The organism is Polyangiaceae bacterium (genome assembly GCA_016715885.1).
Lineage (GTDB): Bacteria > Myxococcota_A > Polyangia > Polyangiales > Polyangiaceae > Polyangium.
Window position 1 is genome coordinate 528,475 of record JADJXL010000001.1, and the last position, 24,694, is coordinate 553,168.

The window sequence follows — 24,694 nt, forward strand, 5'->3', positions numbered from 1 at the left end:
TTTACGATGGGGGGGCCGAGGCTCGCCTCCCGGTGTTTTTGCGCTTCGCACAAAAACACGGCGAGGCTCGGCCCCCCCATACCCCCCGATTTGGCCTTATTCCAAAGTGTACGACGCCCCAGTCAAAAGCCGCCGCGCGGGGACCGCTTCGACCTAACAATGTAAGGTAGACACCGTTCGTGGGGCCGTGCCGAGCAACGATGGCGCGGTGCGTCGATGTCCTGCGAGCATCGCATCCTATATCGCGATGGCTGCGTTTCCGTTACGATGTGCCGATAATGGACTTGGTTCCGGGCTCAATCATTGCGGGTCGGTATCGGATCGACGCGCGCGTCGGCGCAGGCGGCATGGGCGAGGTGTGGGCAGGTGAGCACCTCGCGATCGGCATGAAAGTGGCGATCAAGACGCTGTTGCCCGCTGCGGCGTACGACCAAGAGGTCGTTGCAAGGTTCCGACGCGAGGCAAACCTGCTTGGGCGCATTCGCAGTGATCACGTCGCGCGCGTGGTGGACTTCATCCAGGATCCGCACGCCGGGCTCGTGCTCGTAATGGAGTACATTGAAGGCCTTCCGCTTTCGAAGACGCTTCATCAACGCAAGTTAGCTGTCGAGGAAGCAATCGATCTCGGCTGTGACGTGATCGGAGCGCTGTGCGATCTGCATCGGGCGCACATCATTCACCGCGACATGAAACCCGGCAACATCATCATGGAGCCGCAGCCGAACGGGAAATACCGCGGGATCGTCGTCGATTTCGGCATGGGTCGTATCGAATCCGGAGCTGGCGAGGATTTGGAACAGACGAACCTCACGCGTGCAGACATGGCGCTCGGAACGCTCGAGTACATGGCGCCCGAGCAAATCTTGAACTCGCGTGACGTGACCGCTGCATCCGACCTCTATGCCGTTGGTGCAATGCTCTACCGCGCAATTGCGGGTCGTCACATTTTTGGCGATGCGCAAGACACGGAACTCGCGCGCGCGAAGTTGATGACGGATGCACCGCCGCTCGAGACGGGGCGAAGCGATCGGATCGCGCAGGAGTTTGCCGCGATCGTCATGCGTGCGTGCAAGCGCCGGCCGCAGGAGCGCTACCAGAAAGCCGAGGACATGCTCAACCACCTGCGTTCGCTGCAAGACGCCGTGCGCGCGCAAGCATTGGAAGCGAGCGGGTTTCGGCATTTGCTTGGTGGTGCAAGCATTCCTCCTCCGGCACCGCAAGCGGCTGCACAAGCGCCGCAACAATACGCACAGCAACAATACGCGCAGCAGCATTACCAGCAGCAGCAGCAACAGGCTCATCCGTCGCAGCAACCGCACCAGCAGCAGCAACAACACGCTTCCGTGTCGGCGGTGAGTGCGAGCACGAGTGCAGCGGCGCCGATCTCGGTACCCGTCAACCAGTCGCGGAAAATGTCGGGAGGTGCGGTCGCAGGTCTTACCGCGCTCGTCGTGCTGGCCCTTGGAGCCGTGGGCGTATTCGTTTTTCGGGAACGACTCGGGTTGGTCTCTGCAAGCAGTGCTCCAGCCAAGTCGCAGGTTGTTGCTGCATCGGCGCCCCCTCCACTTCCGAGCTCGGTTGTCCCGGCCGTTGCATCGGCAACGCCTACGCCGAGCGCGTCTGCAGCCGTAGAGGCCGCGGATGACGACGATGGGATGGAAGTCGAAACGGCAGCACCGGCTCCGTCACCTTCGCTCTGGGGACGTTTGCCGTCGACGGCTTCGCCGCAAGGGACTGGAGCGCCTGCTGGCGGCTCGACTGGTGCGTCGACGGCGGCAAAGGCGCCTGGCACTTCGCCCACACCAACCAACAAAGCGCCCGCGCCCGTCCCGACGAACATCAAGTTCTGAGCGCGTTTTCGCTCCTCACCCCTGACCTCTCCATCCCTCGGAGCTTTCCGGCTCCCCCTCTCCACGCAGCGAAGCGGAGTTGGAGAGGGGGTTGGGGGGTGAGGTGTTTGTCCGGATGTACACGACTACTGATCGTTCACGCAGGCGAGGTGTTCCATGCCGCAGCCATTCGCTGCATCGGTCATGCAGGTCTCGCAGTCGGTCGACGCTGTTTGCATCGAGCAGTTATCGGCACAAGCGGTTGCGCATGGGCCAAGACACTTGCAGTCCGTGTAGGCCTCGTAGATCGGGATCGACATGTCGCACAAAGGCGGAGGGTTTGTCTCGGTGAGAAACTCGGCGCATCGCGCACACGTTTCGCTTCCGCCAACGCCGCCCATTCCGGCAGCACCGCCGGCACCACCAATGCCCCCAGCTCCTCCGACGCCCGTGGCAACTGCCGTGGATCCAGGAAACGGCGGGGGTACGTCCGGACCAACAGCGCATCCGAAAAAGTCATCCGATTCGGTAACTTCGTAGCAGCACGTTTCACCGTCGAACTCGCCGTCGGTGTCGACCGCGATGATATTCGTCGAACAGAAGTCCCCCTGGAAAAACGCGAGCGCTTCCTCGCTCGATGGGCACGAGTTGTCGATGTCGTATTCGATTTGCGTGAAGTAGAAACACGCCTTGTCCGACCCGCAGCTCGTGCTGCCGCTCGAGAGCATGGCGAGTCCTATGAACATCAACGACGAAACAGGAAGCAGAGAAGAAAAGCGTTTGTGTAGGTTCATGTTGTCGAGCATGCACGAACGCGTGGAATCGTGCACGTCCTCCCGTGCGGAGATTCAGTTCACGTGCGAAGTCCACGAACGCCGTCGAGTACGGCACGCGTCATGTCGCAGCCGTCGACGATCGCATCGGTCAGATTGGCTTCCGTGAGGATCGCATCGACGAGGATAGCGCCGCTGAGATTGGCGTCCGCCAAGTACGCTCCTTCGAGGTCGGCGCGTGTAAGGTTTGCGTTCGAAAGGTTTGCTCCTTTGAGGTTTGCCTGAAACAGGTTGGCCATGAGCAGGTTGGCGCCGCTCAGATCTGCGCGAGCAAGATTGGCGCGGTGCAGCGCGAGGCCGGAAAGATCGAGTCCGGACAAATCCAGACCCATGAGCCGCGGATTGTCCCCGGCTGCAATGAGCGCCAAAACCAGCTCCTTGCGAGTGATTTCTGCCACGTGATGAATCTCCTTCGAGCGCTCGATCCGCGCTCGTCGCAATCGATGTCGATGTTCTCACGAAGCGAGGAATCGAAGTAGGCATTCTGCGACTGCGTCGGGCGACTTCCAATGCATCATGTGCCCCGCATCCGGCAGGTCGACGTGCGTGACGTTGGAAATGCATGCAAGGCGTTCGCTTTCGTCCGGCACGCGCCACCCACCGATGCCTCCGCTCACGAACAGCGTGGGCACCGTGATGCTTCGCAAAAAGCCTTTGAACGCGTCGGCGCTGAAAGGCGTTGGCGATGTCGTGCGGTGCAGTGGGTCGTACGCCCACCGCAACTGTCCCGAATCATCCACGCGCGTGAGCAGACGCGCTCGGCTTTCGATCATGCCGTGTGGAATCGACGGATGCATTCGCGCAAGGCGCTCGACGGCCTCTTCGAAAGATGCAAGCGGGCGCTGCTGACGCTCGATCTTTTGCATGTCGCGCAGCCACGCACGCATGCGAGCAACGCCGGTCGTCGCCGGATCGGAATGAAGGGTGCCGAGTCCTTCGAGAAGCGCGAGGCGCTCGATGCGATCGGGCATCGCTCCCGCGCAAAGAGATGCAACCGTTCCGCCCATCGAGTGGCCGACGAGCGCGATGCGTTTTCGTTCGAATCGATCAAGGAGAGCGGCGACATCGCCGACGTAATCGGCAAAGTGGTAATAGCCGCCAGCCCCGACGTGATCGCTGCTCCCGAAGCCCCGCAGATCCGGCGCAAGGACTTCGTGACCGGCGCGTGCAAGAGGTTCGGCGACCAGCTCCCACGTGGCCCCCGAATCGAGAAATCCGTGGAGCAGAAGCACGGTCAAACCCGACGCCTTTGCGTTTTCCGGCTCGAAACGATGAACGTTGAGCCTGATTCCGTTTGCCAGAACGTACTCGGAGCAGCGCTTCACGATTCGGGAGACTTACCAGGGTTGTAAAGGCTGCGCGAGCATCGGCATCTCGATGGGATCGCGCGTCGCGTTCTGGTAGGTTGCGCCCTCGGAGGCGGCTCGATGGCTGCACGCAGCGGCAACGGAAGCAGTATGACGAGTGTCGAGAAGCAGCGGGTGATGTACCCCGACTTCACGGCGCCCTCTGTCGACAAAGTCATGGTCGAAGAGCGCGCAGGATCGCTCGGCAAACGAAGCATCAAAAAAGAAGCGAAGGTCGCGGGGCTCTACCTGGCCATCTCGATGATGGACCTGACGACGCTCGAGGGGAAGGATTCGCCCGGTAAAGTGACGCAGCTTTGCCAAAAAGCGATGCACCCGAGCGCATCGCCAGGCGTGCCGCCATGCGCGGCGATCTGCGTTTATCCGAAGCTCGTTCCCGTCGCCAAACGTGCGCTCGCAGGATCCACTGTGAAGGTCGCGAGCGTTGCGACGTCGTTTCCGAGTGGTTTGTCCGCGCTCGAAGTGAAGCTCGAAGACGTACGGCGCGCCGTCGAATGGGGAGCCGACGAAATCGACATGGTGATCGATCGCGGCGCATTTCTCGCGGGTGAGCACACGCGCGTGTTCGACGAAATTGCCGCGACGAAAGAGGCGTGTGGACAAGCGCATCTCAAGGTCATTCTCGAAACGGGCGAACTTCACACGTACGACAACGTTCGTCGTGCCAGTCGCATCGCGATGCTTGCCGGCGCCGACTTCATCAAGACATCGACCGGCAAGGTCGTTCCCGCAGCAACGCCTCCCGTGACGCTCGTCATGCTCGAAGCGATCCGCGATTTTTACATCGAGACTGGCAAGCTCATCGGCATGAAGCCTGCCGGCGGCATTCGCACGGCAAAGCAAGTTCTGCACTACTTGGTGCTGGTCAAGGAAACGCTTGGCGATGCGTGGCTCACGCCCGACTTGTTCCGCATCGGAGCATCGACGCTGCTCAACGACGTGCTCATGCAGCTCGAGAAAGAACGTACGGGCGCGTATCAATCAGGCGACTACTTCAGCAAGGACTGAGCGGCGCAAAAGCGGCACGGAGACGCATCATGACGGTCAAGGAATCCACGGCCCTCACAGTACAAAGCGACAAGCTTGCGCCAAAAGCAGCCGACCGCGCAGCGCTCGACTTCGGACAAGCATGGGCATACGCGCCCGCGCCGGAATCGCCGGATCACGTGCGCATCGCACCGCGATACGAGCTCTTCATCGGAGGCAAGTGGGCGCCGCCGCAATCGGGCACGTACTTCGACACGATCAGTCCTTCCACCGAACAGAAGCTCTCCGAAGTTGCGGAAGCGGACGAGCGTGACGTCGCTCTCGCCGTCGAGAGCGCTCGGCATGCATACGAAAAATACTGGTCGAAGCTTCGTCCGATCGAACGAGGCAAGTACGTCTATCGAATCGCGCGCGTCATCCAAGAGAAGTCACGCGAGCTTGCGATCGTCGAATCGATGGACGGGGGCAAACCCATCAAAGAATCGCGTGACGTGGATCTGCCGCTCGCGGCTGCGCACTTCTTTTATTACGCAGGTTGGGCGGACAAACTCGCGTACGCGTTTCCAGGTCGCAACCCGCGGCCTCTCGGCGTTGCGGGTCAAGTGATCCCGTGGAACTTCCCGCTGCTCATGGCCGCGTGGAAGCTCGCTCCAGCCCTCGCGACGGGCAACACGTGCGTGCTCAAGCCCGCGGAGACGACACCGCTCACGGCGCTCTTGCTCGCGAAGATCATCGAAGAGTGCGACTTGCCTCCGGGCGTCGTGAACGTCGTGACCGGTGCAGGGAAGACCGGCGCTGCCGTGGTTGCGCATCCGGGCGTCGACAAGGTCGCGTTCACGGGATCGACCGACGTTGGCAAGCGAATCCAGAAGGCCCTCGCCGGGACAAACAAGAAGCTCACGCTGGAGCTTGGCGGCAAAGCGGCGAACATCGTCTTCGCGGATGCTCCGCTCGATCAGGCGGTCGAGGGGATCATCGGCGGCATCTTCTTCAACCAGGGACATGTGTGCTGCGCCGGTTCGCGTCTGCTCGTCGAGGAAGGCATCTTCGACGTGCTCATGCGCAAGCTTCGCGATCGCATGCAGACGCTTCGCGTGGGCGATCCGCTCGACAAGAACACCGACGTCGGAGCGATCAACTCCAAGATGCAGCTCGACAAGATTCGCGAGTTGGTTCTGGCCGGTGAGCAAGAAGGTGCGACGAGGTTTTCGACGCCGTGCAAGCTCCCCGATCGCGGGTACTGGTTTGCCCCGACGCTCTTCACGGGCGTGTCGCAGTCGCATCGGATCGCGCGCGAAGAAATCTTCGGCCCTGTGCTCAGCGTCATGACGTTCCGTACGCCCGACGAAGCGATCGAGAAGGCGAACAACACGATGTACGGCCTTTCGGCGGGGGTTTGGACGGACAAAGGGGCGAAGAGTTTCTGGGTTTCTCAGCGCTTGCGGGCAGGGGTTGTCTGGGCAAACACGTACAACAAGTTCGATCCCAGCTCGCCGTTCGGTGGTTACAAGGAAAGCGGGTTTGGCCGCGAAGGTGGCCGGCAAGGGCTCCTCGCGTATCTCGAGGTGGACTGAGATGGCACGGGCGAAAGAAAAGGCGCAAACGCCAAACGGTGCGCAGGTTCGAGCTGACGGTGCGTTCGAGCTGCCGGAGCGCGTCAGCGTGCGCAAGGCGTACAAGATGTTGATCGGCGGGCAGTTCGTCCGATCGGAATCGGGTAGGTACATCCAGGTGGCGGATCCGATGGAGCTCGGCGGGACCAAAGAGAACGTGCCGTGGGGTTCTCGCAAGGACGTGCGTGACGCAGTCGTGGTTGCGCGTGGAGCTTGGGAGGGTTGGTCGGGACGAACTGCGTACAACCGCGGGCAGATCCTCTACCGTTTGGGGGAGATGCTCGAGGCGCGTCATGGGGAGCTCACGCGATCGCTCGAGCGTGGTGGACTCGATGGATCTGCGGCTGCAGCGGAAGTTTCGGCGACGATTGACAGGTGCGTCTCGTATGCGGGATGGGCGGACAAGTATCAGTCGCTCTTTGCGAGTTTGAATCCGGTCGCGGGGCCGCATTTCAACTTCACGGTGCCCGAATCGATGGGTGTCGTCGGCGTCGTTGCGCCTGCACGTCCGGCGCTGCTCGGCCTGCTTGGTGCGGTGCTGCCGATCATCACGAGTGGCAACACGGTGGTGGTGCTTGCGAGCGAAGCCGATCCGCGTACGGCGCTCGTGCTGGGTGAAGCGCTTGCGACGAGTGATCTTCCGGCGGGCGTGATCAACGTCATCACGGGGCGCGCGTCGGAGCTATTGGTTCACCTTGCCAAACACATGGACGTGTCGGCGATCGATTTGCACGCCGTCGAGCCGTCGCTCGTGAAGAAGGCCGAGGAAGCGGCGATTCTCAACGTGAAGCGCGTGCGCACGCGATCGCTCGACGATGGGGCGTGGTTCGATGCGGATGGTGCTTCGAGCCCGCGATGGATTGAGCGGTTTGTCGAAATGAAATCGATTTGGCACCCTGCGGGGAGCTGAGGGCATTTCGCTGCCGGTCCCGATAACCGCTGCCGAATACATAAATTCTCAGAACAAATCAACGCAATGGACCACACGGGCAATGGTCCAGTTCGCGTTGACGAATCACGCAATGCCGTAGAGATCACGGCGCATCGATGAGGTTGCACGCCTCAATGCGCGCGTCCGACCAGTCGGGCACGTCGTCTGCGCCTTTTTCAATCTGCGGTGGGACGTATTCCACGTCTGCCTGGAGCTGCTTCACCCGTGCTACCAGCGCTGCTGCGTCTTTGTCGGATGTCGGCGGAGCAATCACCTGTCTCAAAATGGCTACCGCTCGCGTTTCGGCGGCTTCTTCTTGCTCTTGCGTATACCCTGGAGAACGCCGGCGATCCGCAAAGTCGAGCATACGCTCGCGCAATTTCGTGTCGGTTCCCGATAAAAGCGTCATTGGCATGGACCAATCCACCGTCGATACAAGCGCTTGACGCACGTCTCGTCCCTCCAAATGGGCAAGCTCGAGCGCCACGGCCGCCGTGACGAGATTGACATCGTCGGCTCTGCACACGAGCCCCGAAGTCACGACGACGACATCGGGAGGCAAATTGAAGGTGTGCGCATCGGTGTAACCAGCAAGAAGCACGCGAAGGGATCGATCCGATAGCGAACTGGCCGGTTGGAGCTGCTTCGCAATGTCATTGAGTTGTTTTTCCACCGCGGGTGTGAGCTCCATGTGGAGGCCCAATTGATCGAGCGCGGATTCCCCAATATGGTCCACCATCGTGGGAATACCACCCCCAAGGGCCCATCGCGTAATGGGCACACATGCTGCATAAAGGACCACTGCCGCGATCATGCCCTTGCTACCGAGCGCAATCGCGCGCCGCCTACGCCGTGCGTTCCGAATGCGCCGAACAGGACCCCTCAACAACCCTCGCTGCGCCCGTTCGAGCCCATCGAGAAACGCTTCGTCGTCACTCGCAATGGCCATCGACCCATCATCGTTTCGGACGATGATCTTCGGCCCGTCGGTCGCGAGCACACAACGCTCGAGGGGAATGCGAAACGTCTCCTTTCCCGTCAGAGCTTCGACGTTCGAGCCAACAACGGCGACGTGAGCGCGGACTTCTCCTCGGCCATCGCGCCCAAGATCGACGCTCCCCACGAAAGAAGTCGATGTCACAACATTGCATTGTACGGGCCGAAACGTATTTGTCAATAAAAACAAGAAAATGTGAAAAGGAGTTGGAATGACGCGCGATTTGAAGCGCGTTCTGCATCGACGGACGCTCCGTCATGGAGCGATCGCGTGCGGCCACGCTTCACATTTCCATTCGCGAGTGATTCGTTCCGCTTCGGCTACTCGCCGCAACGTGAAGCTTGCCAATTGAAAAAACGTGCGTGGACTCTGGGATAAATCCACGCGCCGGCGAAGACGCCTGCAATGATGACGAGGGCGGAGAGGTGTCCTTCACCGAGCTGTGCCATTGCGGTGCCGGGGCAAGTGCCAGTGATGGCCCAGCCGAGGCCGAAGATGATAGCGCCGGGAATGATGCCCGGGTGGAACATGCGATCCGGGAGATTGAGGGGCATTCCACTACGTCCACCAATGCCGCTGCGTTGCAGGACCTGGAATGCGATCAAGTTGAGCACGAATGCCGTGCCAATGACGAAGTAGAGCTGCGCATTGCGGAATCGAAACATATCCGCAATGATGTCGTATCGTGTGGCTCCGGCGCGGCTGAGCGCGAATCCGAAAATCGTGCCGAGTATGACGTAGAGGCCGTATCGCTTCATCGCAAAACCTCAGAGCAGTGCATGCAGAAGGAAAGTCGCGGCAACACCGACGCCCATGAAAACACACATCGCCAAAATGCTGGCTTTTTGCAAACCCGGTGCGCCCATGATTGCGTGACCGCTCGTGCACCCGCCGGCCATTCGAGTTCCGAATCCGACGAGAATACCTCCGGCTAAAAGGACCGCCGTTTTGGCAACCGGCCCGATTTTCCAAAGCGCATCGAAACCAGCGTAATCGAAATTCAAGGCTAGCGGCGCTCCCGAAAACGCACGCGACAAAATGCCCGAAACGATGCCGCCCAGAAAGATTCCACCAAGAAAAACCATGGGCCAAGATGATTCGTCTTGAATCGTGGAACCTCCGCTCGACGACGAAGGCGTGGGGAAAGCCCCAGGCATTGGAAATTCACCTGGCATGGGAAAATCAGCGGGGTTTTTCGGTAATGCTGACTCCGCGTCGATGGCCGCCGATGCGACGGGGCCGCCGGCAGGGAGGGGCAAAGGTTCGGTGGGCATTGGGAATGCCGCCGCGGGACTTGCTTTTTTGGCTCGGTATTCGAACCAATCATTCACTCGATCGATCGAAAACGCATAACAAAACGATACGCCCAATTGGCGATTGCGTGTGAGCAAGAGCGTCACGACGACGGCGCTGATGACGCCTCCGCCGACCCAACCGGGCCACATGTCGACGAAGACCGATCGACCCAAGTCCATAACAACGATTCCTCTCGCCCAATCAACTCATGAATCGGCCGTCGGGCAATAGATTGTCCGGTACCGTTTGTCCCGCCTTCATCTTCTTGTACCGCTCACACGAGGTGTAATTCCGATTGCAATAATAGCTCTGCCAAATCTTGAGCGCCGTTTCGAGGCTGAAGCGCGGGAAGAGGGCGCATTTGTTCATGTTCGGGCAATTGCCAACCTGAGGAACCGATGTGGAGCTGCGCTTACCCAGGCCGAACAGTGACATGACTTCTCCTCGACCGAGCTTAGCAGACGGCGCCCCGGCGCGCGGGTCCGTTTGTGCTTGCGAGCTTCTCCACGACGACCCACCGAGCAGAGCGTTTTTTCGTCCTGCGGCAACCTGCTACACCCTGGCCCGTGCGCGCCATCTTCTTCGGCACTCCCGCCATCGCAGTTCCATCGCTCGAAGCTCTCGCATCGATCGCCGACATCCCTTTCGTCGTTTGTCAGCCCGACAGGCCCGCAGGCCGGGGGCTCGAAATGCGGCCGCCGCCCGTCAAAGAACGGGCGCTCTCGCTGGGCTTGCGTGTCGAGCAACCGATCAAAGTCAAGACACCCGAGTTCGCGCAGCTCATCGCGTCGGCCAGCGCCGATGTCGCGCTGGTCATCGCATACGGCCGCATCCTGACGAAGGCCGTGCTCGAAGCGCCGCGCCGCGGGTGCATGAATCTGCATGCGTCGATCTTGCCGAAGTACCGCGGAGCAGCGCCCATCACGTGGTCCATCGTCAATGGCGAAACCGAAACCGGGATCTCGCTCATGCAAATGGACGAAGGCATGGACACGGGCCCTGTGTACACGAAGCACGTGACGCCCATTCGACCCGACATGACGGCAGATGAGCTCGCCGTCGAGCTGGGTGCCCTTGCAGCTCTGGTCGTTCGTTACGATCTCGAACGCGCGGTGCGAGGTGAGATCGAAGCCGTGCCGCAAGATCACGCTGCTGCAACGATGGCTCCGATCCTCGACAAGGAGCACGGGCGGATCGATTGGAACAAGCCTGCGCGCGCTGTGCACGATCACGTTCGAGGAATGACGTCGTGGCCCGGCGCTTTCACGACGACAGGTGGCAAGACGCTGAAGGTCCTTTCGACACGCGTGGAAACTGAGCAGGGCATGCTCGGTGCACCTGGTGAAGTGATCGTCGCGGATAAACGAGGCGTGCAGATCGCGTGCGCAAGCGGAAGCGTGGCGCTTTTGCGTGCGCAGATGGAAGGACGCAAGCCGTCGGCAGCTCAGGATCTCGTATCGGGTCGGGTGATCGCGAAAGGGTTTGTCCTGGGCGCGTGATGGCGAACCGTACTACTTGCGTTTCTTCTTTTTCTTCTTGGGCGCAGATGGTTCGGTCTCGTTCGAGCTCGCAGCATCGGTGAGTGATCCAGGATCGGCGCAGCAGCGAAATCCTGTTTCGTAGAATTCGAACGAAGGCTCGTGTGCGTCGTTTGTCCCTCTGCAACCCGTCCAGGGTTTGGCCCAGAAGCCGCCCATGAGAGCACCGGGGAACTTTCGACCTGGGCGCGAGATGACCCATTCTTCGACGTTGCCCATCATGTCGTAGATTCCGTGCATCGATACGCACGTGAGGTACTTGCCGCTCAGGCTGCCTTGCCAAAGTCTTTCGACTTCGCGTTGCGCGTCTTCTCCGCCGGCCCGCAGCGCATCGACATCGAACGGACGCCAGCCCTTGTCGCTGTTGCAGGCGCTTTTGTCGACGCGCCATCCGTATGCGAGCGGCCTTCGTTCAGCGCCTTCACACGCGAGCTCCCACTCTTGTTCGGTGCACAAACGTTTTTTCCGTTGTGCGCAGTAGCGTCGTGCAGAGCGGAACGAGTGCATGACGAGCGGGCGCTTGCCTTTCTGATTGGGCGCCTCGAATTGATCCATGCACACGCGGATGTCGGTGACTTTGCCCTCTTCGGCCGTGAGGCCTTCCGAGTAAGCGAAACAATGCGTGTCTTTACCGTCTTTCCGAGGATCGGTGCACAGGTGCTGCACGTCGTCGTAGTGCGTGCCGATGACGAGTCGCATGTCGGGCGGGCAGTCGTTGCGCGGTCCCGGATCGAAAGGCGATGCAATCGGGACATGCAACATGCCCACCGCGAGGGCCAGAGTCGTGACGAGGGGATCGAGCACGCATTCTCCGGAAAGACTCGGAGATGACCGCCGAGTTCCGAGGTGTGGGCAGGGACGAGGACTCTACTCGGGCCCTACCTTACTCGCCGCGGACGGGCGGACAAGTGCGGCCTCGTGTCACGTGCCGAGCGGCGCAAGGTACTGCGGTGGTCACGGGCGAGCATGAAATCTCGTAAGAGGCCTGGCACGGAGCGTGCGTCGTGTCTACGTTGACCGGCGCCCCTAGGTCCGTTCCGCGTGCCGTATGTTGAAAGGTCCAGGGCGCACCAATCGATGGATGCTGTTCGATAGCTGGCCTCTTGCAGGATTCGAGGTTCAGCAACTGCCGCCGAGGTCGGCGGGGCACTTTCGTCCCAGGTGCTCCGCAGAGGAGATCGTCTCATGTCGGAAAAGAAAAACCCGCCGAGTCCGCCGCGCTCCGAGGAGGAGGTGGTGTTTGGCGACGAACTGCCGGTTCTTCCCATCCGCAATGCGGTGTTGTTTCCAGGTGCAGTCGCCCCGTTCGATGTGGGCCGCGAGAAGTCCGTCGCGCTCGTAGAAGACGTCGACAACTTGTCGGGACCCGTCATTGCGATCTTCGCCCAGCGTGATCCGTCGACGGACGATCCGGGGGCCGAGGATCTCTATCCCGTCGGCTGTGCTGCACGCGTGCTCAAGGCGCTGAAACACAGCTCTGGAAATTACTCGCTCATCCTTCAAGGCCTCACACGCATTCGGCTCGAAGGAGTGCTCACGACGTCTCCGTACATGCGCGCGAAAATTCGCCGCATCGAAGAGCCCACGTCGGAGGACGTCGAGGCCGAAGCGTTGGCGATGAGTCTTCGCGACATCGCCAAGCAAGTCATTCAGCTCATGCCGGAGCTTCCGCGTGAAGCTGGATCCCTCATCGACTCCATCCAAGCTCCTGGAGCGCTTGCCGATCTCGTCGCCGCGAACCTCGATGCGCCCGTCGAAGACAAGGCGCAGCTCATCGAGACCATCGACGTGAAGGAGCGCATTCGCAAGGTGCTTCGTCTGCTCACGCGTCAGCTTGAGATCCTCAAGATGCGCGAACGCATCAACGTTCAGATCAAAGAGGAGATGGGCAAGAACCAGCGTGAGTACGTTCTTCGCCAGCAGCTCAAAGCCATCAAAGAAGAACTTGGCGAAGACGATGGCGATCAAGGAGATCTCGACGGCATCGAAGAGCGTATTGCCAAGGCAAACCTTCCGACCGAAGCCGAAACGGTCGCCAAGAAGCAGCTCAAGCGGTTGCGCACGATGCAGGTCGGATCAGCCGAGTACACCGTCGTGCGGACGTACCTCGATTGGATCCTCGACATTCCGTGGACGCAGTCGACGCAGGACAACCTCGACATCGCAAGCGTGCGCAAAGTCCTCGACGAAGATCATTACGGTCTCGAGAAGGTGAAGAAGCGCATTCTCGAGTACCTCGCGGTGCGCAAACTGAAGCAGGACAAGAAGGGTCCCATCTTGTGTCTGCTCGGGCCCCCCGGCGTTGGTAAGACGTCGCTTGGTCGCAGCATCGCGCGGGCGCTTGGTCGCAAGTTCCACCGCGTGTCGCTCGGTGGCGTGCACGATGAAGCTGCCATTCGCGGACACCGGCGCACGTACGTCGGCGCGCTGCCTGGTCAGATCATCCAAGGCATGAAGAAGTCGGGGACGGTGAACCCGGTCTTCATGATGGATGAGGTTGACAAGATTGGTCACGACTTCCGTGGCGATCCATCGGCGGCGCTGCTCGAGGTGCTCGATCCGGAACAGAACAACACGTTCGCGGATCATTACCTGGAGATCCCGTACGACCTGTCGCACGTGATGTTCGTGGCGACGGCGAACACGGCGGATCCGATTCCGCCGCCTCTTCGTGACCGTATGGAGATTCTCGAGATTCCTGGCTACACGCGCCGGGAAAAACTCGCGATCGCCAAGCAACACTTGCTGCCCAAACAATTGTCCGAACACGGGCTTTCCACGGAGCAGCTCGAGATCACCGACCGCGCGCTGGAAGAGATCATCGATCGCTACACGCGTGAGGCAGGTGTGCGTTCGCTCGAGCGACAGATTGCGAGCGTCATTCGTGGTGTTGCCGTGAAGGTGGCCGAGGGCGAAACGCACAAGCGTCGTGTCGACAACGAGGATGACTTGCACGAGTTCCTCGGTGCACCGAAGCACACGAGTGAAGTTGCGGAGCGCACGGCGGACACGGGTGTGGCGACGGGTTTGGCATGGACGTCCGTCGGTGGAGAGATTCTCTTCATCGAAGCGACGCGCATGTTCGGCACGGGCAAGCTTCAACTGACGGGCCAGCTTGGTGACGTCATGAAAGAGAGTGCGCAGGCGGCGCTGTCGTTCGTGAGGACAAACGCTCTCAAGAACGGGATTCCGAAGGACTTCCTCGAGAAGAGCGATCTGCACATCCACATTCCGGCGGGTGCGATGCCGAAGGATGGTCCGAGCGCAGGCATCACGATGTTCACGGCACTCGTATCGCTCTTGACCGGGATCAAGGTGCGGCACGACGTGGCGATGACGGGTGAGATCACGCTGCGCGGGCGCGTGCTTCCGATTGGTGGTCTCAAGGAGAAGGTCCTTGCGGCGCATCGAGCGGGCATCAAGCGGATCATCGTTCCGGAGCGTAACCGTGCAGATCTCGAGGAAGTGCCCAAGGAGGTCACGGACGAACTTCAGTTCTTCTTCGTGGCTCGCATGGAGCAGGTTCTCGAAGCGGCGCTCGAGTCGATGCCGGTGCCTTTGCCGGAGACGACGGAGGACGCTGAGAAGAAGACCGACGGCGAGAAGGTTGCCGACAAGGCTCAACTTCAAAGCAACTGATCTTGGTGTGAACGAGGACCGGATGCGCGCGCGTTCGGTCCTCGTTTTGTCGCCTCTGCCGCACTCGTCCCGGGCGGGATCTGTTGCGATGTTTCAGCTCAAAAAGTGTTACTGTGCGTAGCGGATGAAGCCCTGTCCTAGCTGTCAGTGGATGCTCAAGGACACGGACACGCTGTGCAACATGTGCGGTGCGTCCGTGGGCGGAGGAGGGGCAGCGCCGCCGCCTCCGGTCGTTGGTGGTGGAGCTGGTGCGTATGCCCCTCCGGGGCCGCCGGCGATGAGTGGTGGATATCCTTCTCCGCCGAAGATGAGTCCAGGGGGCATTGCGCCTCCGCCGCCGGTTTCACCGGGTGGCATGGGTGGTTATGGCGCGCCGCCACCGATGGCAGGTGGTGGTGGTGCAGGTTTTTCCGCGGGCGTACCCGACGACAGTCCGATGAAGTCGCCGTGGGCGCGTGAGATCGCGAAAGCTCCGGTGCAAGCCGCTGCTGCTCAAACATTTGGAGCACCAACGATGGGCGCGCCGCCGGCGATGCCCGCAGCTCCAGCGTTTGGAGCGCCTCCGATGGCAGCGCCTCCCATGGGGCCTCCTCCGGGGATGGGCGGGGCGCCAGCGTTTGGAGCGCCTCCGATGGCAGCGCCTCCGATGGGCCCTCCGCCTGGTATGGGAGGAGCGCCCTCGTTTGGAGCGCCGCCAATGGTTGCACCTCAAACGATGGGCGCGCCTCCGATGGTGCCTGGGCCTCCGCCGCGCTTGGCCGGTCCGGGACAGCTTGGAGGTGCTGCGCCTCCGCCCATCGTGGGAGCGTCACCGATGATGTCGCCGGGCGCGCTGGGTGGCGGTTTGCAACCGCCGCCGATGGTGATGCCAGGTGCTGCTGCGGCGCCGCCCCCGATGATGTCGCCAGGCGCGCTTGGAGGAGGTGGTGCGCCACCAATGGTGTCGCCGCCGGGCATGGTTGCGCCTCCGCCGATGGTGTCACCAGGAGGCATGCCGGGGGCTGCAGCGACGCCGCTGCCGGCCATCAATACTTCGGGCCCAAAGGTTCTCGTCGGCTTCTTGGTGACGTTCCAAAACGATCCGGGAGGCAGCTTCTGGCCCATTCACAGCGGTCGCACGCAGATTGGCCGTAGCGGTAGCGATGGTGTCGACATCGCGATTCCGGATGGAAGCACATCGTCGCGTCACGCGACGGTGTATGCGGATCCGTCGACCGGTCAGGCGTTCGTCGAGGACGACAATTCGCGAAATGGAACGTTCTTGAACGAGCAGAAGCTCTCGCCAGGCGATCGTCGCCAGCTTCGCGACAACGATCGCCTGCGCCTCGGCAGCACGACGTTTGTGGTCAAACTATTGGTGTCCTAACCAATCACGGACCGCCGCCCGCACCGCCAGCACCGCCCGCACCGCCCGCACCGCCTGCACCACCAGCTCCGCCCGCACCGCTGCTCGAACTGCTCGACGTGCTGCTTGGCGCCATCGCGCAGACCTTGCTCGAGCAGAACTCGGACGCACAATCACTGTTCTCTGAGCAAGCCTTGCCGTTTTCGCACGGCGCGCATTGCGGTCCACCGCAGTCCACATCGGTCTCGAAATCGTCTTTCGCTGTGTTCGTGCAATTCGGGTTCTGCGAGCACTTCAAGATGCCCATCGCGTCGAAGGCGCAGTATCCGCTTGCGCAGTCTTGTGGGAACTCGCAGAGCTTCGTGTCTTCACATCCTCTCTGACATGCGACACCGCAATCCACGTCGGCTTCACCGTCGTCCAGCACGCCATTGGCACACGTCGCGAGAGCACCGGGGATGATGCAGTTGAAGTACTCGACGGGCTTCAGTTCCGTGCCGTTCAACGTGACTTCGCCGCCTTCCGTCACGGCTGCGAGCGGGTAGTACACGCGGAACTTCACGAAGCCATCGACGCCTACGGCGCCCGAATTCATCAGCAGCTCGGCGCGCGGCACGAGTTGAGCGAGCTTTTGTTCACCTTGCAGTCCTCCATCTCCTTCTGCGGAATCACACTTGGCGGTTTGCTCGTGGCTGAAACGGAACGTCGTCTTCGAAGGACATGTGACGCTGAAGTTCTTTCCCGTGCCGGGCGTCAACGTGAACGTTCCACCGCAAATCTGATCCTCGCCGTCGGGGCATACGCCTCCATCAGCTACCTCCGGTGACGATCCGATGCTGATGCTGAAGGCACCATTGGGCCCAGACGAACCGTAACCACACGTCGAACCGTCTTTGTTCGTAATGACAAACGAGAGCGACGTGAGTGGAAACATCGTTACATCGAGTGGTGGGTCGAACTTGACGTTGCCGCCTCTGTCGAACACGCACGTCTCGAGGTTCGTACGATCGGCGCTCTTGCTGAATCGGCCGACGGTTGCAGGTAAATCCGTGCCGAACGCGCCACAGCGATCGAGCGTGTCGACTGCAAGCTCGCGGTAGCAATTGTTGGGATCGCCAAGCCATCCGCAGAGGTCGTCGAGCGGCACTGACGTTTCACATGCGGAAAAGGTGGTCGCGACAAACGCGACAGGAACCGGTGCGAGGAGGAAAAGAAGACGAGAACGCATGCGCCGAGTCTACGCGAAGCGCGCGCGACCGGACCATACGCGTGCGGACTTGTCAGAGCTGCGTGTAGGGACCGGGGACGACGTAGACGTCTTCCGTGCCGGCGTACGTGAACATGCCCCAACAGACGAGCTTGTGCTTGATGGCGAACGCGAGCGCCGTGGAGAGGTCGGTCTTTGGCGCGAGGATCGCGAGGTTCGATCGGCGAAGACCCCACCAGCCCGGGCCGTGATCGAGCAGCGATTCGTGCAGATCCCGCGATGCAGAAAACTGATCGCGCAGCACCGCGAGGCGCAAACGAACGAACGGAGTTTGCTCGCCGTCCTTCGCTTCGCCCGTGGGGAAGTCGAACCAGTACAGGTTGTCGCGCGCTTTGCGCGGCTCGATCTTCACGCCGCGCGATTCGAGGTATCGCGCGAGATCATCGGGCGAAAGCTTCTGCGTAACCGGATGCGTGTCGATGTCCTTGCAGACATCGTCCTTGATCACGAAGCCGTTGAGCCGAATCGATGCTTCGCCGTCCGGGTGGGGCGCAGCGACCTGGTCGTCGGGCGCGGGCAAGTCACTCGGATAATCGACGCCGGCGTCGATGCCTACGCACGCCAGCGTCGGCGTCGCCAAGGCAAAAACGAGCAGTGCGCGGAAGCTCGGCGCGAATTTGGTCACGATGCGATTCGGAACGGCGTTACCAACTGCAAGATGCGTCACGGTGCACTCCTCGAAGGGGCAGCGTCGGCGGAAGATGAACGAGCCGCGGGCTTCGTGAATATCCAACGAAGCGCCGATGAGGGGCAAACTCGTGAGTGAACATTTGGCCCCGGCCCAAGGCTAGCCTAAGTTATCTCCGATGAGGCCCGCCGACCTCGCTCCGTTTCGTACTGCCATGCTCTTTCATAAAACTCTGCTTCTAGGCGCACTTTCGCTCGCTACCGTTGGATGTGGCGGCTCGCCCACGGCACCTCAACGCGACGACGTGTTTTACCTCCACGGAAGCGGCGTCATCGACAAAAACCAGAGCTTCGAGGCGTACTACCCGAAGCTCAATGCCGACGAGACCGACCGGCTTCCGCGCCGCGTGGGCGTCGGCGTTCTCGAAGGCGACGTGCGGCTTTCACGGCCGATCGATTGGTACGTGCGCGACGCGGACAACACCGCAGGACAGCGCTTCATCTCGTACCAATCACCTCGCCAGTTCCTCTTTTCGATCTACGAGCGCGTCGATCATCCGGAAGACAGTTGGCCGGACATCGAGAAACGCTACGAAGAAGACTGCGAAAAACAGGGCGCTGAAATTCTCGCGCGACGCATGCCCGTCGCGACGTCGAACGCGCAAGCGCGCACGTACATCGTCAAGACACGCGTCCCCGCCAAACCGGCCTTCCATTCGTACGCGCATGAAATACTCGTGCGCAGCGATCGCCGGATCCTGCTCGTGCAAGTCGTTCACGGCGAGAACATCGAGTCCGTTGCGGACGAGATGGGCAGCGCGCTGCGATCGATGATCGTCTTCTAGGAAAAACCTTCACCCACTTGCGTGTGCATCATGAAGCACGCGCTCGTTTGCGCCTCACCCCCCGACCCCTTCTCCAACTCCGCGGCTTCGCCGCTGCGTGGAGAGGCGGAGATTTTTGGCGAAAAGGCAAGTTCCCCCTCTCCACGGAGCGTCACGCAGTGACGCGAAGCTGGAGAGGGGGCTAGGGGGTGATGCGCGCTCAGTACGGAAGCGGCGGCGGCTCGAGTCGCTCTTCTTCCTCGTCGTCGCCTTGACCGCTACCAGGCTTGGGTTTGTCGTCGAGAGGTACTTGGATCACAAAGTTTTGACCAATCGGACCACCAAGCCACGTCGTGCGTGAAAGGGTCGACGAACGCGGTGATGCGAGCTGAAACCGCGGCGCGTCCTCCGTTCCGACATGAAGCTCGAGCGTCGCGTCGCACGCGCCGCGCGTGAGTGTGTCGACGGCGGCCTTGAGCACCGGGCGATTCGAGCCACCAGGGAGAAACGAGATGTACTCGTCGTACTTGAGTGGTCCGAGGACGATCTTGAAGCGACCTGCTCCGTCGTACACCCACTTGCCGATCGTGAGGCTCTCGCCGAGCTGATAGTTCGCTACGCCAATCTTGTTGCGCAGCGGTTTTTCCAAAAGGATCCAGTGTCCGACGAACTGCTCGATGCCCACGCCCATGCTTCCGAAGAGATCCTTCAGGACGACTTCGAGACCACGCGCCGAACGAGAACGTGATGCGAGAAGCGGCGCGTAACGCATGTAGAGAAAGCGATGCAGGGGGCTCTTGTGATCGCGAAAGCCGTCGATGCCCGCGGCGCAAAGCAAACGTCGCGTGAAGGCATCATCGCCCTTCTTTCGATACCCAACCGAGTGCCTGTACTTCGTGAACGCGCGATAGAAGAGCGACAGCAGGCGATGGTTGAAGACATCGAGGAACTCGCGCTTCGGATGCGGGCCGCCCTGATAGTCGTCTTGCGCAAGGTCTTCGACGAAGTGCGTGGGCAGCGGTGACACCGAACCGTACAGACCAAGGAACGTCGCGGTGAGCCGCATGCGTTCCTGTTCGTCCGGGTACTTCTCCTGCTTGAGCTCGCTGACGTCGGTCGACGCGAAGATGAGGCTCGTGTCCGCGCGAAGCCGGATCCGTTCCTGCGAAGCGGGGCCGAGTTGGCCAACGGGTGCGCTGCCGGGGAAGAGACGTTCGAGGATGTAGACGAGACGGAAGAACGAGTAGCGGCGAGCGTTGTGCTCGAGCTCGGAAACCTTGGCGAGGATGAGCGTCTGCGCTCGCGCCTGCTGCTCGGCAGGCGACAACTCGGCGCCGTCGGTTGGCGGCGTCAGATGAGGTTCAAGCTGCCGCTCTTCGGCTCCCATCGATACACCACGCGCGAGTTCGTGCCGGTGACGCTGAGCTGCGTGAACGAGTTCAGCGAGACGTAGGATGCGAGCATCTCGTTCAAGATGCTCGCGAACAAATACATTTCCCCTTCACCTGCAAAGCCTTGTTCATCGAGCTCGATGTCGGTCGCGATGCCACGCACGGGCGCACCGCGGTAGAGACGATCCGTGGGGCGAACGCGGATCGACTTGATCGCCTGCATGCGCAGTTGGTTTGCGCGTGCTGCTTGGCGATCGATGAGGGCAGGGAAGTTGTAAATCTCGAGCATCGATCGCAGCACTTCGAGCTCGGTGATCGATCGGTAGCTCATCGCCATGTGCGAGAGCACGCGCCACTGAAGCTCGCGGCCCGTTGGAGGCGGCAGAGGCTGCGTGACGCCGGTGAGGTTGGTGAAGCTCGCGACGGCAGGTGACGTCGCGGTGGGAACACGCAAGTCACCGACCTTGAGTTGTCCGGGCAAACGACGGTTGGTGCACGTAGCTTCGATGCTGATGACGTCGAACTCGGGAATCGCTCCACCATCCTGCGACGAGCCGAACGACATGTAGATGTCGACGCCATCGCCGATGGTCGAAGGCTTGATGTGCGTCTGGTAAAACACGCCGCGCGCTGCAGCGTCTGCTTCGAGCTCGTGTTCGAACGCAAAGAACGGCGGGATCTTCACGCGTTGGCTCGTGCGCCGCGCGATGCCGATGACGTTGTCGATGCTGTAGATCTCGTAGCCGACGGGCGTCGAACCGGCAGGACGCGCGAGGTACTCGTACTTGCTGGGATCCGGTTTGATCGGGTCGCCGGTGTGTTCGAATAGATTGACGACCGGCGTGCAGAAGAGTCGGAAATTGTCTTTTGAAACCCGCGTGCCCGACGGAAGTCCGTCCTTGAATTGAATGACGATCGCGAACTTGTCGGAAAGTTTGTCCACCGGCATCGCTTCGAGGCCCGAGACATCGAAGAACGCGAATTTCTGAGGGAGCGAGAAGTATTCCTGAAGCAGCCGGAAGCCCGGATAAACCGTCGCTGGGTAGGGGATCAGCGCTTCGGTTTCGTCGAAACCGACGAGCTTGATGTTGCGTGCTGGGAGCGTCGCGAGCGTCGTGTCGCGACCCGCAGAGTCGACCGCGCAGAGAGCGATGTTGTCGACGTGCGCGCCTAGCCAGACGCGAATGTCGTCTTGAAGCCGGCGCTCTCCGTGGATGTAGAAACGAATTCTCGACAGTGCGAGCGCGGCGAGCGCTGCGCCACCCGTGACCTTGAGCTCGATCCTGAGTGCTTGTGCGAGCTGCGCACCCGTGTCGACTCGGACGTCTTCGACCGACAGCGGCAACAGCTCCACGTCTTGCGTCGTGCGGAAGCGACACGAGATTCCATCGACTGGCACCGAACCAATTTCCGCGTGACGCGAGACGATGAGTTTTTCGCGAACGACGTTGGGCAGCGGTGAAAATTCGATGATCGACGTGGCCGGGATCTGTCGCAGGTAGTGCGGGAAGAGGAGCGCTGCGACGGAGTGGATGACCTCGGGCAGCTCGTCATCGAGCTTCTGGCGAATCTTGCCCGTGAGAAATGCGACGCCTTCGAGCAGACGTTCGACGTCCGGATCTCCACCGCGCTCGGCGAGCATTGGGCCGATCGCGGGATATGCCTGGGCAAACTCACGACCGAGTTCGCGCAGGTAGGTCAGCTCGTCCTGGTAGTACTTGTTGAACATGAGCCCCGAAGACGCTTAGCAGTCGACCCCTGCGTGGCGACACTGTCAACGCTGGTCAAAAGTTTCACGAATCATCCGAGCTTCACGTTGCCGCTTTGATCGACCGCGGTGCTGAAGCGCAGCGCAGACCGTCGACCATCCGGGTAGTGAAGCTGACCGGTGATTTCGAACTCGAGCACCATCGTGTGCATCGCTTCGTTCTTGATGTGCCGCACTTGCACGTTCTTGAGGCGCGGCTCGTAGTTCTGGATGCTGTTTTTGATGGCGCGCTGCACGATGCCGATCGCATCCGGAAAGTCGTGCAGCATCTCGGAGACCTCGATGAGGCCGTAGTCGGGGCACGTGAGTGAGCTGCCCTGACGCGTGTTGAGCATGCGGATGAGATGCGACACCACGGCTTGTTCGAGGTCTTGATCCTTCCACGTATGCCGCTCCATCGAATGCGGATTGGCTGCGTGGGCGATGCGGGTGAGCAATGAGGCCGCCACGCGTTGATTCTACTCTTGTCGCGCGGGCGCTGACAGGCCGATGTGGCCTTCGCGCGACGCGCGCTCGGCAGTCCTGGCGAAAAGTTGAAAAGCGCACGAAAGAAGCGGCTTGGTCGACGATTTACGTCCGAGCGTTGGCGGGAATTTTCGTGATGGGCGCGGCACATGATACGAAATGAGGCGTGAAGCCGTCTCTCGATGACAGCCATGAGTACGCGACAAACCGCACGCGCAGTGCCGTCGCGGTAACCACGTTCGCTCTTGCCGGTGCCCTCGTTTTGGGCTGTGGAGCTGCTCCCGAGCAGCCACACATGGAAGTGCAGACACGCGGGCAAGCGCCGCTTGCCGTGTGCACGAAAAAGCTTTCGCCGCTGTCGTCGTCCGGGGGAGGCCGAGCCGTCGTCAGAACGCTCGAAGCCGATCAATGGGCCGAAGTTGCGTTTCCTGGCGTCAGCGGCGACAAGGGCTTCAACCCGACGGACATCGACTGCACGGGACACTACGCGTTCGCGAATGAATCGCTGCGTGGTGGGATCTCGCAGAAGGGGTGGCCTCGCGCGATCGAAACGGAAGAGGTCGACGTGCGCGCTGGGCCCGATGGACTTCGCGTGCTCTGGTATCGCGTGCTCGAGTTCGAGAACGGCGACCAGGGTGGCCCGGTGATCCTTGCGCGCGCGTTTGGTGATCGCGCCGAGATTTACGGCATCGGCAGTTATCGCGGACCGGTCAAGTCGGAAAAACACCCGGGGCGACAAACGCAGATTCAGCCCGTGCGTCTCGGTGACGACACACTCGTCGTCGCCGAATCGAGGCGTTGCGATGAGGCCGATGATTGTCGCAAGACGGCGCACTTCCACCTTGCGCGCCGTGGCCGTCTCATCGAAGCGGCGGCGGTGGACATCGAGCGCGTTGCGGTGCTGCCTTCGGTGTCCGAGCGAGGTCTCTATGCGCGCTACAAGCTGCTCACGGACGTGTCGTACACGCCGAAGGGCATCCAGCTTCTCGAGCAGATTCGCGTAGGGATCATTCACTACGAGGATCCCAATCGCGACAGCGATCGCAACTTGCGCAAGGTCGAGTTCTCGCGCTTCTTGCGCGTGGAACGCGACGCGCTTTTCTCGTCGAACGAACCGCTTTGGGAGCGCGTCGTCGGTCAAGACTGAGCGCTTTCGTTTGAAGAACGGCTGACGCACGTCGAGCCCCCTCGCCACGGTACGGAGAGGGGGCTCGTTCGTATGACGTCCAAAGATTGGGCGTCATACGAATTGCATGAGGTCTACCAGCAGAAGATGGCGTTGCCGTAGCCGCAGGAGGGGCGCTGGAGGAGCGAGTAAGCGACGCCGACGAGAAGGCCGCTGCCCATGCCGATGAAGGTTCCGGCGAGGACCTGCTGGTCCGACTCGAACTGAACGCCACTGCCGTTGACGCTTCGACTGACGGACGTCATGACGCCGGCAGCGAGAGGCACGACCACGTTGCCGATGAACGAGCCAGCGTGGAAGCGGCCCTTCGAGTACTTGATGGTGTCGACGAGGAATATGCCCGTGCCGACACCGAATGCGCCCCATGAGGCGAAGGCGTGCGTCGACGGGCCGCCGTAGGTTTCGCAGTTCGAACCCGGCCCGGCGACGCGAGGATCGACGCCCTCGCAGCCTGGTCGCGGCAATTGCAGCGCGTTCTTGATGGGTCCGTCGACGAGCAGCGTTGCAGCAGCCATCGTCATCATCGGCGCGAAATGTGAGAAGTGCCAACGTCCCTTCCAGCCGACCGTCGACTCGGGATCGCTGTAGTAAACGCGCGGCATCAGAAACACCGTCGATGCGCCGATCGCGAGACTGACGTCGCTCACGATTCCCCAGTTGGGATCGCGATCCACAATCGTGGGGACGGTGTCTTGAGCAAACGCCTCGCTGGAGTTTATCCACGAAGCAGCGACGAGGCCCAAGCTGGCCAGTACGATCTCCTTGATGCGCATCCTGCGGAGCCTTCCGTC

Annotated in this window: 23 protein-coding genes; 9 read left to right on the top strand and 14 right to left on the bottom strand. The window is 61.2% G+C overall.

From position 1 onward, the window contains the following. The first annotated feature begins 278 nt into the window (after positions 1-278). Complete coding sequence (locus tag IPM54_02295; GenBank protein ID MBK9258646.1) at positions 279-1,850, top strand: protein kinase; 1,572 nt, start codon at positions 279-281, stop codon at positions 1,848-1,850. Positions 1,851-1,975: 125 nt separating this feature from the next. Here IPM54_02295 and IPM54_02300 read toward each other — a convergent pair whose 3' ends face one another. From IPM54_02300 to IPM54_02310, 3 genes are all read right to left on the bottom strand, one after another. Then, positions 1,976-2,623 carry a hypothetical protein gene (locus IPM54_02300; GenBank protein MBK9258647.1) on the bottom strand — a complete coding sequence of 216 codons (648 nt, stop codon included), beginning with the start codon at positions 2,621-2,623 and terminating at the stop codon, positions 1,976-1,978. Positions 2,624-2,682: 59 nt separating this feature from the next. Beyond that, positions 2,683-2,994, bottom strand: a complete 312-nt coding sequence (locus IPM54_02305) for a pentapeptide repeat-containing protein (protein MBK9258648.1) — start codon at positions 2,992-2,994, stop codon at positions 2,683-2,685. Between the two features lie 123 nt (positions 2,995-3,117). Continuing rightward, positions 3,118-3,987, bottom strand: coding sequence for an alpha/beta hydrolase (locus tag IPM54_02310; GenBank protein ID MBK9258649.1), 870 nt, complete (start codon positions 3,985-3,987; stop codon positions 3,118-3,120). A gap of 102 nt (positions 3,988-4,089) precedes the next feature. Here IPM54_02310 and deoC point away from each other — a divergent pair, with 102 nt between their 5' ends. From deoC to IPM54_02325, 3 genes are all read left to right on the top strand, one after another. Further along, complete coding sequence (deoC, locus tag IPM54_02315) at positions 4,090-5,037, top strand: deoxyribose-phosphate aldolase (protein ID MBK9258650.1); 948 nt, start codon at positions 4,090-4,092, stop codon at positions 5,035-5,037. 29 nt (positions 5,038-5,066) lie between these two features. Continuing rightward, on the top strand, positions 5,067-6,590 hold the full coding sequence (locus IPM54_02320; GenBank protein MBK9258651.1) for an aldehyde dehydrogenase family protein: 1,524 nt from the start codon (positions 5,067-5,069) through the stop codon (positions 6,588-6,590). A gap of 106 nt (positions 6,591-6,696) precedes the next feature. Then, entirely contained in the window at positions 6,697-7,539 is an 843-nt protein-coding gene (locus IPM54_02325) for an aldehyde dehydrogenase family protein (protein ID MBK9258652.1), read from the top strand. Between the two features lie 124 nt (positions 7,540-7,663). Here IPM54_02325 and IPM54_02330 read toward each other — a convergent pair whose 3' ends face one another. The 4 genes from IPM54_02330 to IPM54_02345 form a co-directional block, all read right to left on the bottom strand. Further along, complete coding sequence (locus IPM54_02330; protein MBK9258653.1) at positions 7,664-8,701, bottom strand: hypothetical protein; 1,038 nt, start codon at positions 8,699-8,701, stop codon at positions 7,664-7,666. A gap of 176 nt (positions 8,702-8,877) precedes the next feature. Further along, positions 8,878-9,315, bottom strand: a complete 438-nt coding sequence (locus IPM54_02335) for a YeeE/YedE family protein (GenBank protein ID MBK9258654.1) — start codon at positions 9,313-9,315, stop codon at positions 8,878-8,880. Positions 9,316-9,324: 9 nt separating this feature from the next. Next, on the bottom strand, positions 9,325-10,032 hold the full coding sequence (locus IPM54_02340) for a YeeE/YedE family protein (GenBank protein MBK9258655.1): 708 nt from the start codon (positions 10,030-10,032) through the stop codon (positions 9,325-9,327). A 22-nt stretch (positions 10,033-10,054) separates the two neighbouring features. Beyond that, on the bottom strand, positions 10,055-10,288 hold the full coding sequence (locus IPM54_02345; protein MBK9258656.1) for a hypothetical protein: 234 nt from the start codon (positions 10,286-10,288) through the stop codon (positions 10,055-10,057). A 131-nt stretch (positions 10,289-10,419) separates the two neighbouring features. Between IPM54_02345 and IPM54_02350 the strand changes: the two genes are divergently transcribed. After that, the gene (locus IPM54_02350) at positions 10,420-11,352 is read left to right on the top strand and encodes a methionyl-tRNA formyltransferase (GenBank protein MBK9258657.1); all 933 of its coding nucleotides are present in this window, start codon (positions 10,420-10,422) and stop codon (positions 11,350-11,352) included. A gap of 12 nt (positions 11,353-11,364) precedes the next feature. Here the strand turns inward: IPM54_02350 and IPM54_02355 are convergent, their stop codons facing one another. Then, positions 11,365-12,195, bottom strand: coding sequence for an SUMF1/EgtB/PvdO family nonheme iron enzyme (locus tag IPM54_02355; protein ID MBK9258658.1), 831 nt, complete (start codon positions 12,193-12,195; stop codon positions 11,365-11,367). 381 nt (positions 12,196-12,576) lie between these two features. On the opposite strand from IPM54_02355, the gene lon reads away from it, so the two are divergent. Both lon and IPM54_02365 read left to right on the top strand, forming a co-directional pair. Further along, positions 12,577-15,030: an endopeptidase La gene (gene lon / locus IPM54_02360; GenBank protein MBK9258659.1), complete on the top strand. Its 2,454-nt coding sequence runs from the start codon at positions 12,577-12,579 to the stop codon at positions 15,028-15,030. Between the two features lie 151 nt (positions 15,031-15,181). After that, positions 15,182-16,396 (top strand): FHA domain-containing protein, encoded by a 1,215-nt coding sequence (locus IPM54_02365; protein MBK9258660.1) that lies wholly within the window; start codon positions 15,182-15,184, stop codon positions 16,394-16,396. Between the two features lie 4 nt (positions 16,397-16,400). On the opposite strand, the gene IPM54_02370 is transcribed toward IPM54_02365, so the two are convergent. Continuing rightward, entirely contained in the window at positions 16,401-17,603 is a 1,203-nt protein-coding gene (locus IPM54_02370; GenBank protein MBK9258661.1) for a hypothetical protein, read from the bottom strand. A gap of 52 nt (positions 17,604-17,655) precedes the next feature. Continuing rightward, positions 17,656-18,207 carry a hypothetical protein gene (locus tag IPM54_02375; protein MBK9258662.1) on the bottom strand — a complete coding sequence of 184 codons (552 nt, stop codon included), beginning with the start codon at positions 18,205-18,207 and terminating at the stop codon, positions 17,656-17,658. A 241-nt stretch (positions 18,208-18,448) separates the two neighbouring features. Here IPM54_02375 and IPM54_02380 point away from each other — a divergent pair, with 241 nt between their 5' ends. Further along, positions 18,449-19,114 carry a hypothetical protein gene (locus IPM54_02380; protein MBK9258663.1) on the top strand — a complete coding sequence of 222 codons (666 nt, stop codon included), beginning with the start codon at positions 18,449-18,451 and terminating at the stop codon, positions 19,112-19,114. A gap of 199 nt (positions 19,115-19,313) precedes the next feature. On the opposite strand, the gene tssG is transcribed toward IPM54_02380, so the two are convergent. The 3 genes from tssG to tssE all read right to left on the bottom strand — a co-directional run bounded on the left by tssG (position 19,314) and on the right by tssE (position 22,650). Further along, positions 19,314-20,480 carry a type VI secretion system baseplate subunit TssG gene (tssG, locus tag IPM54_02385; GenBank protein ID MBK9258664.1) on the bottom strand — a complete coding sequence of 389 codons (1,167 nt, stop codon included), beginning with the start codon at positions 20,478-20,480 and terminating at the stop codon, positions 19,314-19,316. Continuing rightward, the gene (gene tssF / locus IPM54_02390; protein ID MBK9258665.1) at positions 20,444-22,213 is read right to left on the bottom strand and encodes a type VI secretion system baseplate subunit TssF; all 1,770 of its coding nucleotides are present in this window, start codon (positions 22,211-22,213) and stop codon (positions 20,444-20,446) included. The genes tssG and tssF overlap by 37 nt, the downstream gene beginning before the upstream one ends. Before the next feature lie 71 nt (positions 22,214-22,284). Continuing rightward, complete coding sequence (tssE, locus tag IPM54_02395) at positions 22,285-22,650, bottom strand: type VI secretion system baseplate subunit TssE (protein MBK9258666.1); 366 nt, start codon at positions 22,648-22,650, stop codon at positions 22,285-22,287. Between the two features lie 329 nt (positions 22,651-22,979). Here tssE and IPM54_02400 point away from each other — a divergent pair, with 329 nt between their 5' ends. Beyond that, entirely contained in the window at positions 22,980-23,864 is an 885-nt protein-coding gene (locus IPM54_02400; GenBank protein ID MBK9258667.1) for a hypothetical protein, read from the top strand. Positions 23,865-23,977: 113 nt separating this feature from the next. Here IPM54_02400 and IPM54_02405 read toward each other — a convergent pair whose 3' ends face one another. Then, positions 23,978-24,676, bottom strand: coding sequence for a phosphatase PAP2 family protein (locus IPM54_02405; protein ID MBK9258668.1), 699 nt, complete (start codon positions 24,674-24,676; stop codon positions 23,978-23,980). Positions 24,677-24,694 lie beyond the last annotated feature (18 nt).

Excerpts from the sequence above, each read along its gene's own strand:
- tssE (MBK9258666.1), bottom strand. The coding sequence starts at position 22,650 with ATGGAGCGGCATACGTGGAAGGATCAAGACCTCGAACAAGCCGTGGTG.
- IPM54_02405 (MBK9258668.1), bottom strand. The coding sequence starts at position 24,676 with ATGCGCATCAAGGAGATCGTACTGGCCAGCTTGGGCCTCGTCGCTGCT.
- deoC (MBK9258650.1), top strand. The coding sequence starts at position 4,090 with ATGGCTGCACGCAGCGGCAACGGAAGCAGTATGACGAGTGTCGAGAAG.
- IPM54_02380 (MBK9258663.1), top strand. The coding sequence starts at position 18,449 with ATGAGGCCCGCCGACCTCGCTCCGTTTCGTACTGCCATGCTCTTTCAT.
- IPM54_02295 (MBK9258646.1), top strand. The coding sequence starts at position 279 with ATGGACTTGGTTCCGGGCTCAATCATTGCGGGTCGGTATCGGATCGAC.
- IPM54_02305 (MBK9258648.1), bottom strand. The coding sequence starts at position 2,994 with ATGGGTCTGGATTTGTCCGGACTCGATCTTTCCGGCCTCGCGCTGCAC.
- IPM54_02335 (MBK9258654.1), bottom strand. The coding sequence starts at position 9,315 with ATGAAGCGATACGGCCTCTACGTCATACTCGGCACGATTTTCGGATTC.
- IPM54_02300 (MBK9258647.1), bottom strand. The coding sequence starts at position 2,623 with ATGAACCTACACAAACGCTTTTCTTCTCTGCTTCCTGTTTCGTCGTTG.
- IPM54_02325 (MBK9258652.1), top strand. The coding sequence starts at position 6,697 with ATGTTGATCGGCGGGCAGTTCGTCCGATCGGAATCGGGTAGGTACATC.
- IPM54_02340 (MBK9258655.1), bottom strand. The coding sequence starts at position 10,032 with ATGGACTTGGGTCGATCGGTCTTCGTCGACATGTGGCCCGGTTGGGTC.
- lon (MBK9258659.1), top strand. The coding sequence starts at position 12,577 with ATGTCGGAAAAGAAAAACCCGCCGAGTCCGCCGCGCTCCGAGGAGGAG.
- IPM54_02320 (MBK9258651.1), top strand. The coding sequence starts at position 5,067 with ATGACGGTCAAGGAATCCACGGCCCTCACAGTACAAAGCGACAAGCTT.
- tssG (MBK9258664.1), bottom strand. The coding sequence starts at position 20,480 with ATGGGAGCCGAAGAGCGGCAGCTTGAACCTCATCTGACGCCGCCAACC.
- IPM54_02345 (MBK9258656.1), bottom strand. The coding sequence starts at position 10,288 with ATGTCACTGTTCGGCCTGGGTAAGCGCAGCTCCACATCGGTTCCTCAG.
- IPM54_02365 (MBK9258660.1), top strand. The coding sequence starts at position 15,182 with ATGCTCAAGGACACGGACACGCTGTGCAACATGTGCGGTGCGTCCGTG.
- IPM54_02370 (MBK9258661.1), bottom strand. The coding sequence starts at position 17,603 with ATGCGTTCTCGTCTTCTTTTCCTCCTCGCACCGGTTCCTGTCGCGTTT.
- tssF (MBK9258665.1), bottom strand. The coding sequence starts at position 22,213 with ATGTTCAACAAGTACTACCAGGACGAGCTGACCTACCTGCGCGAACTC.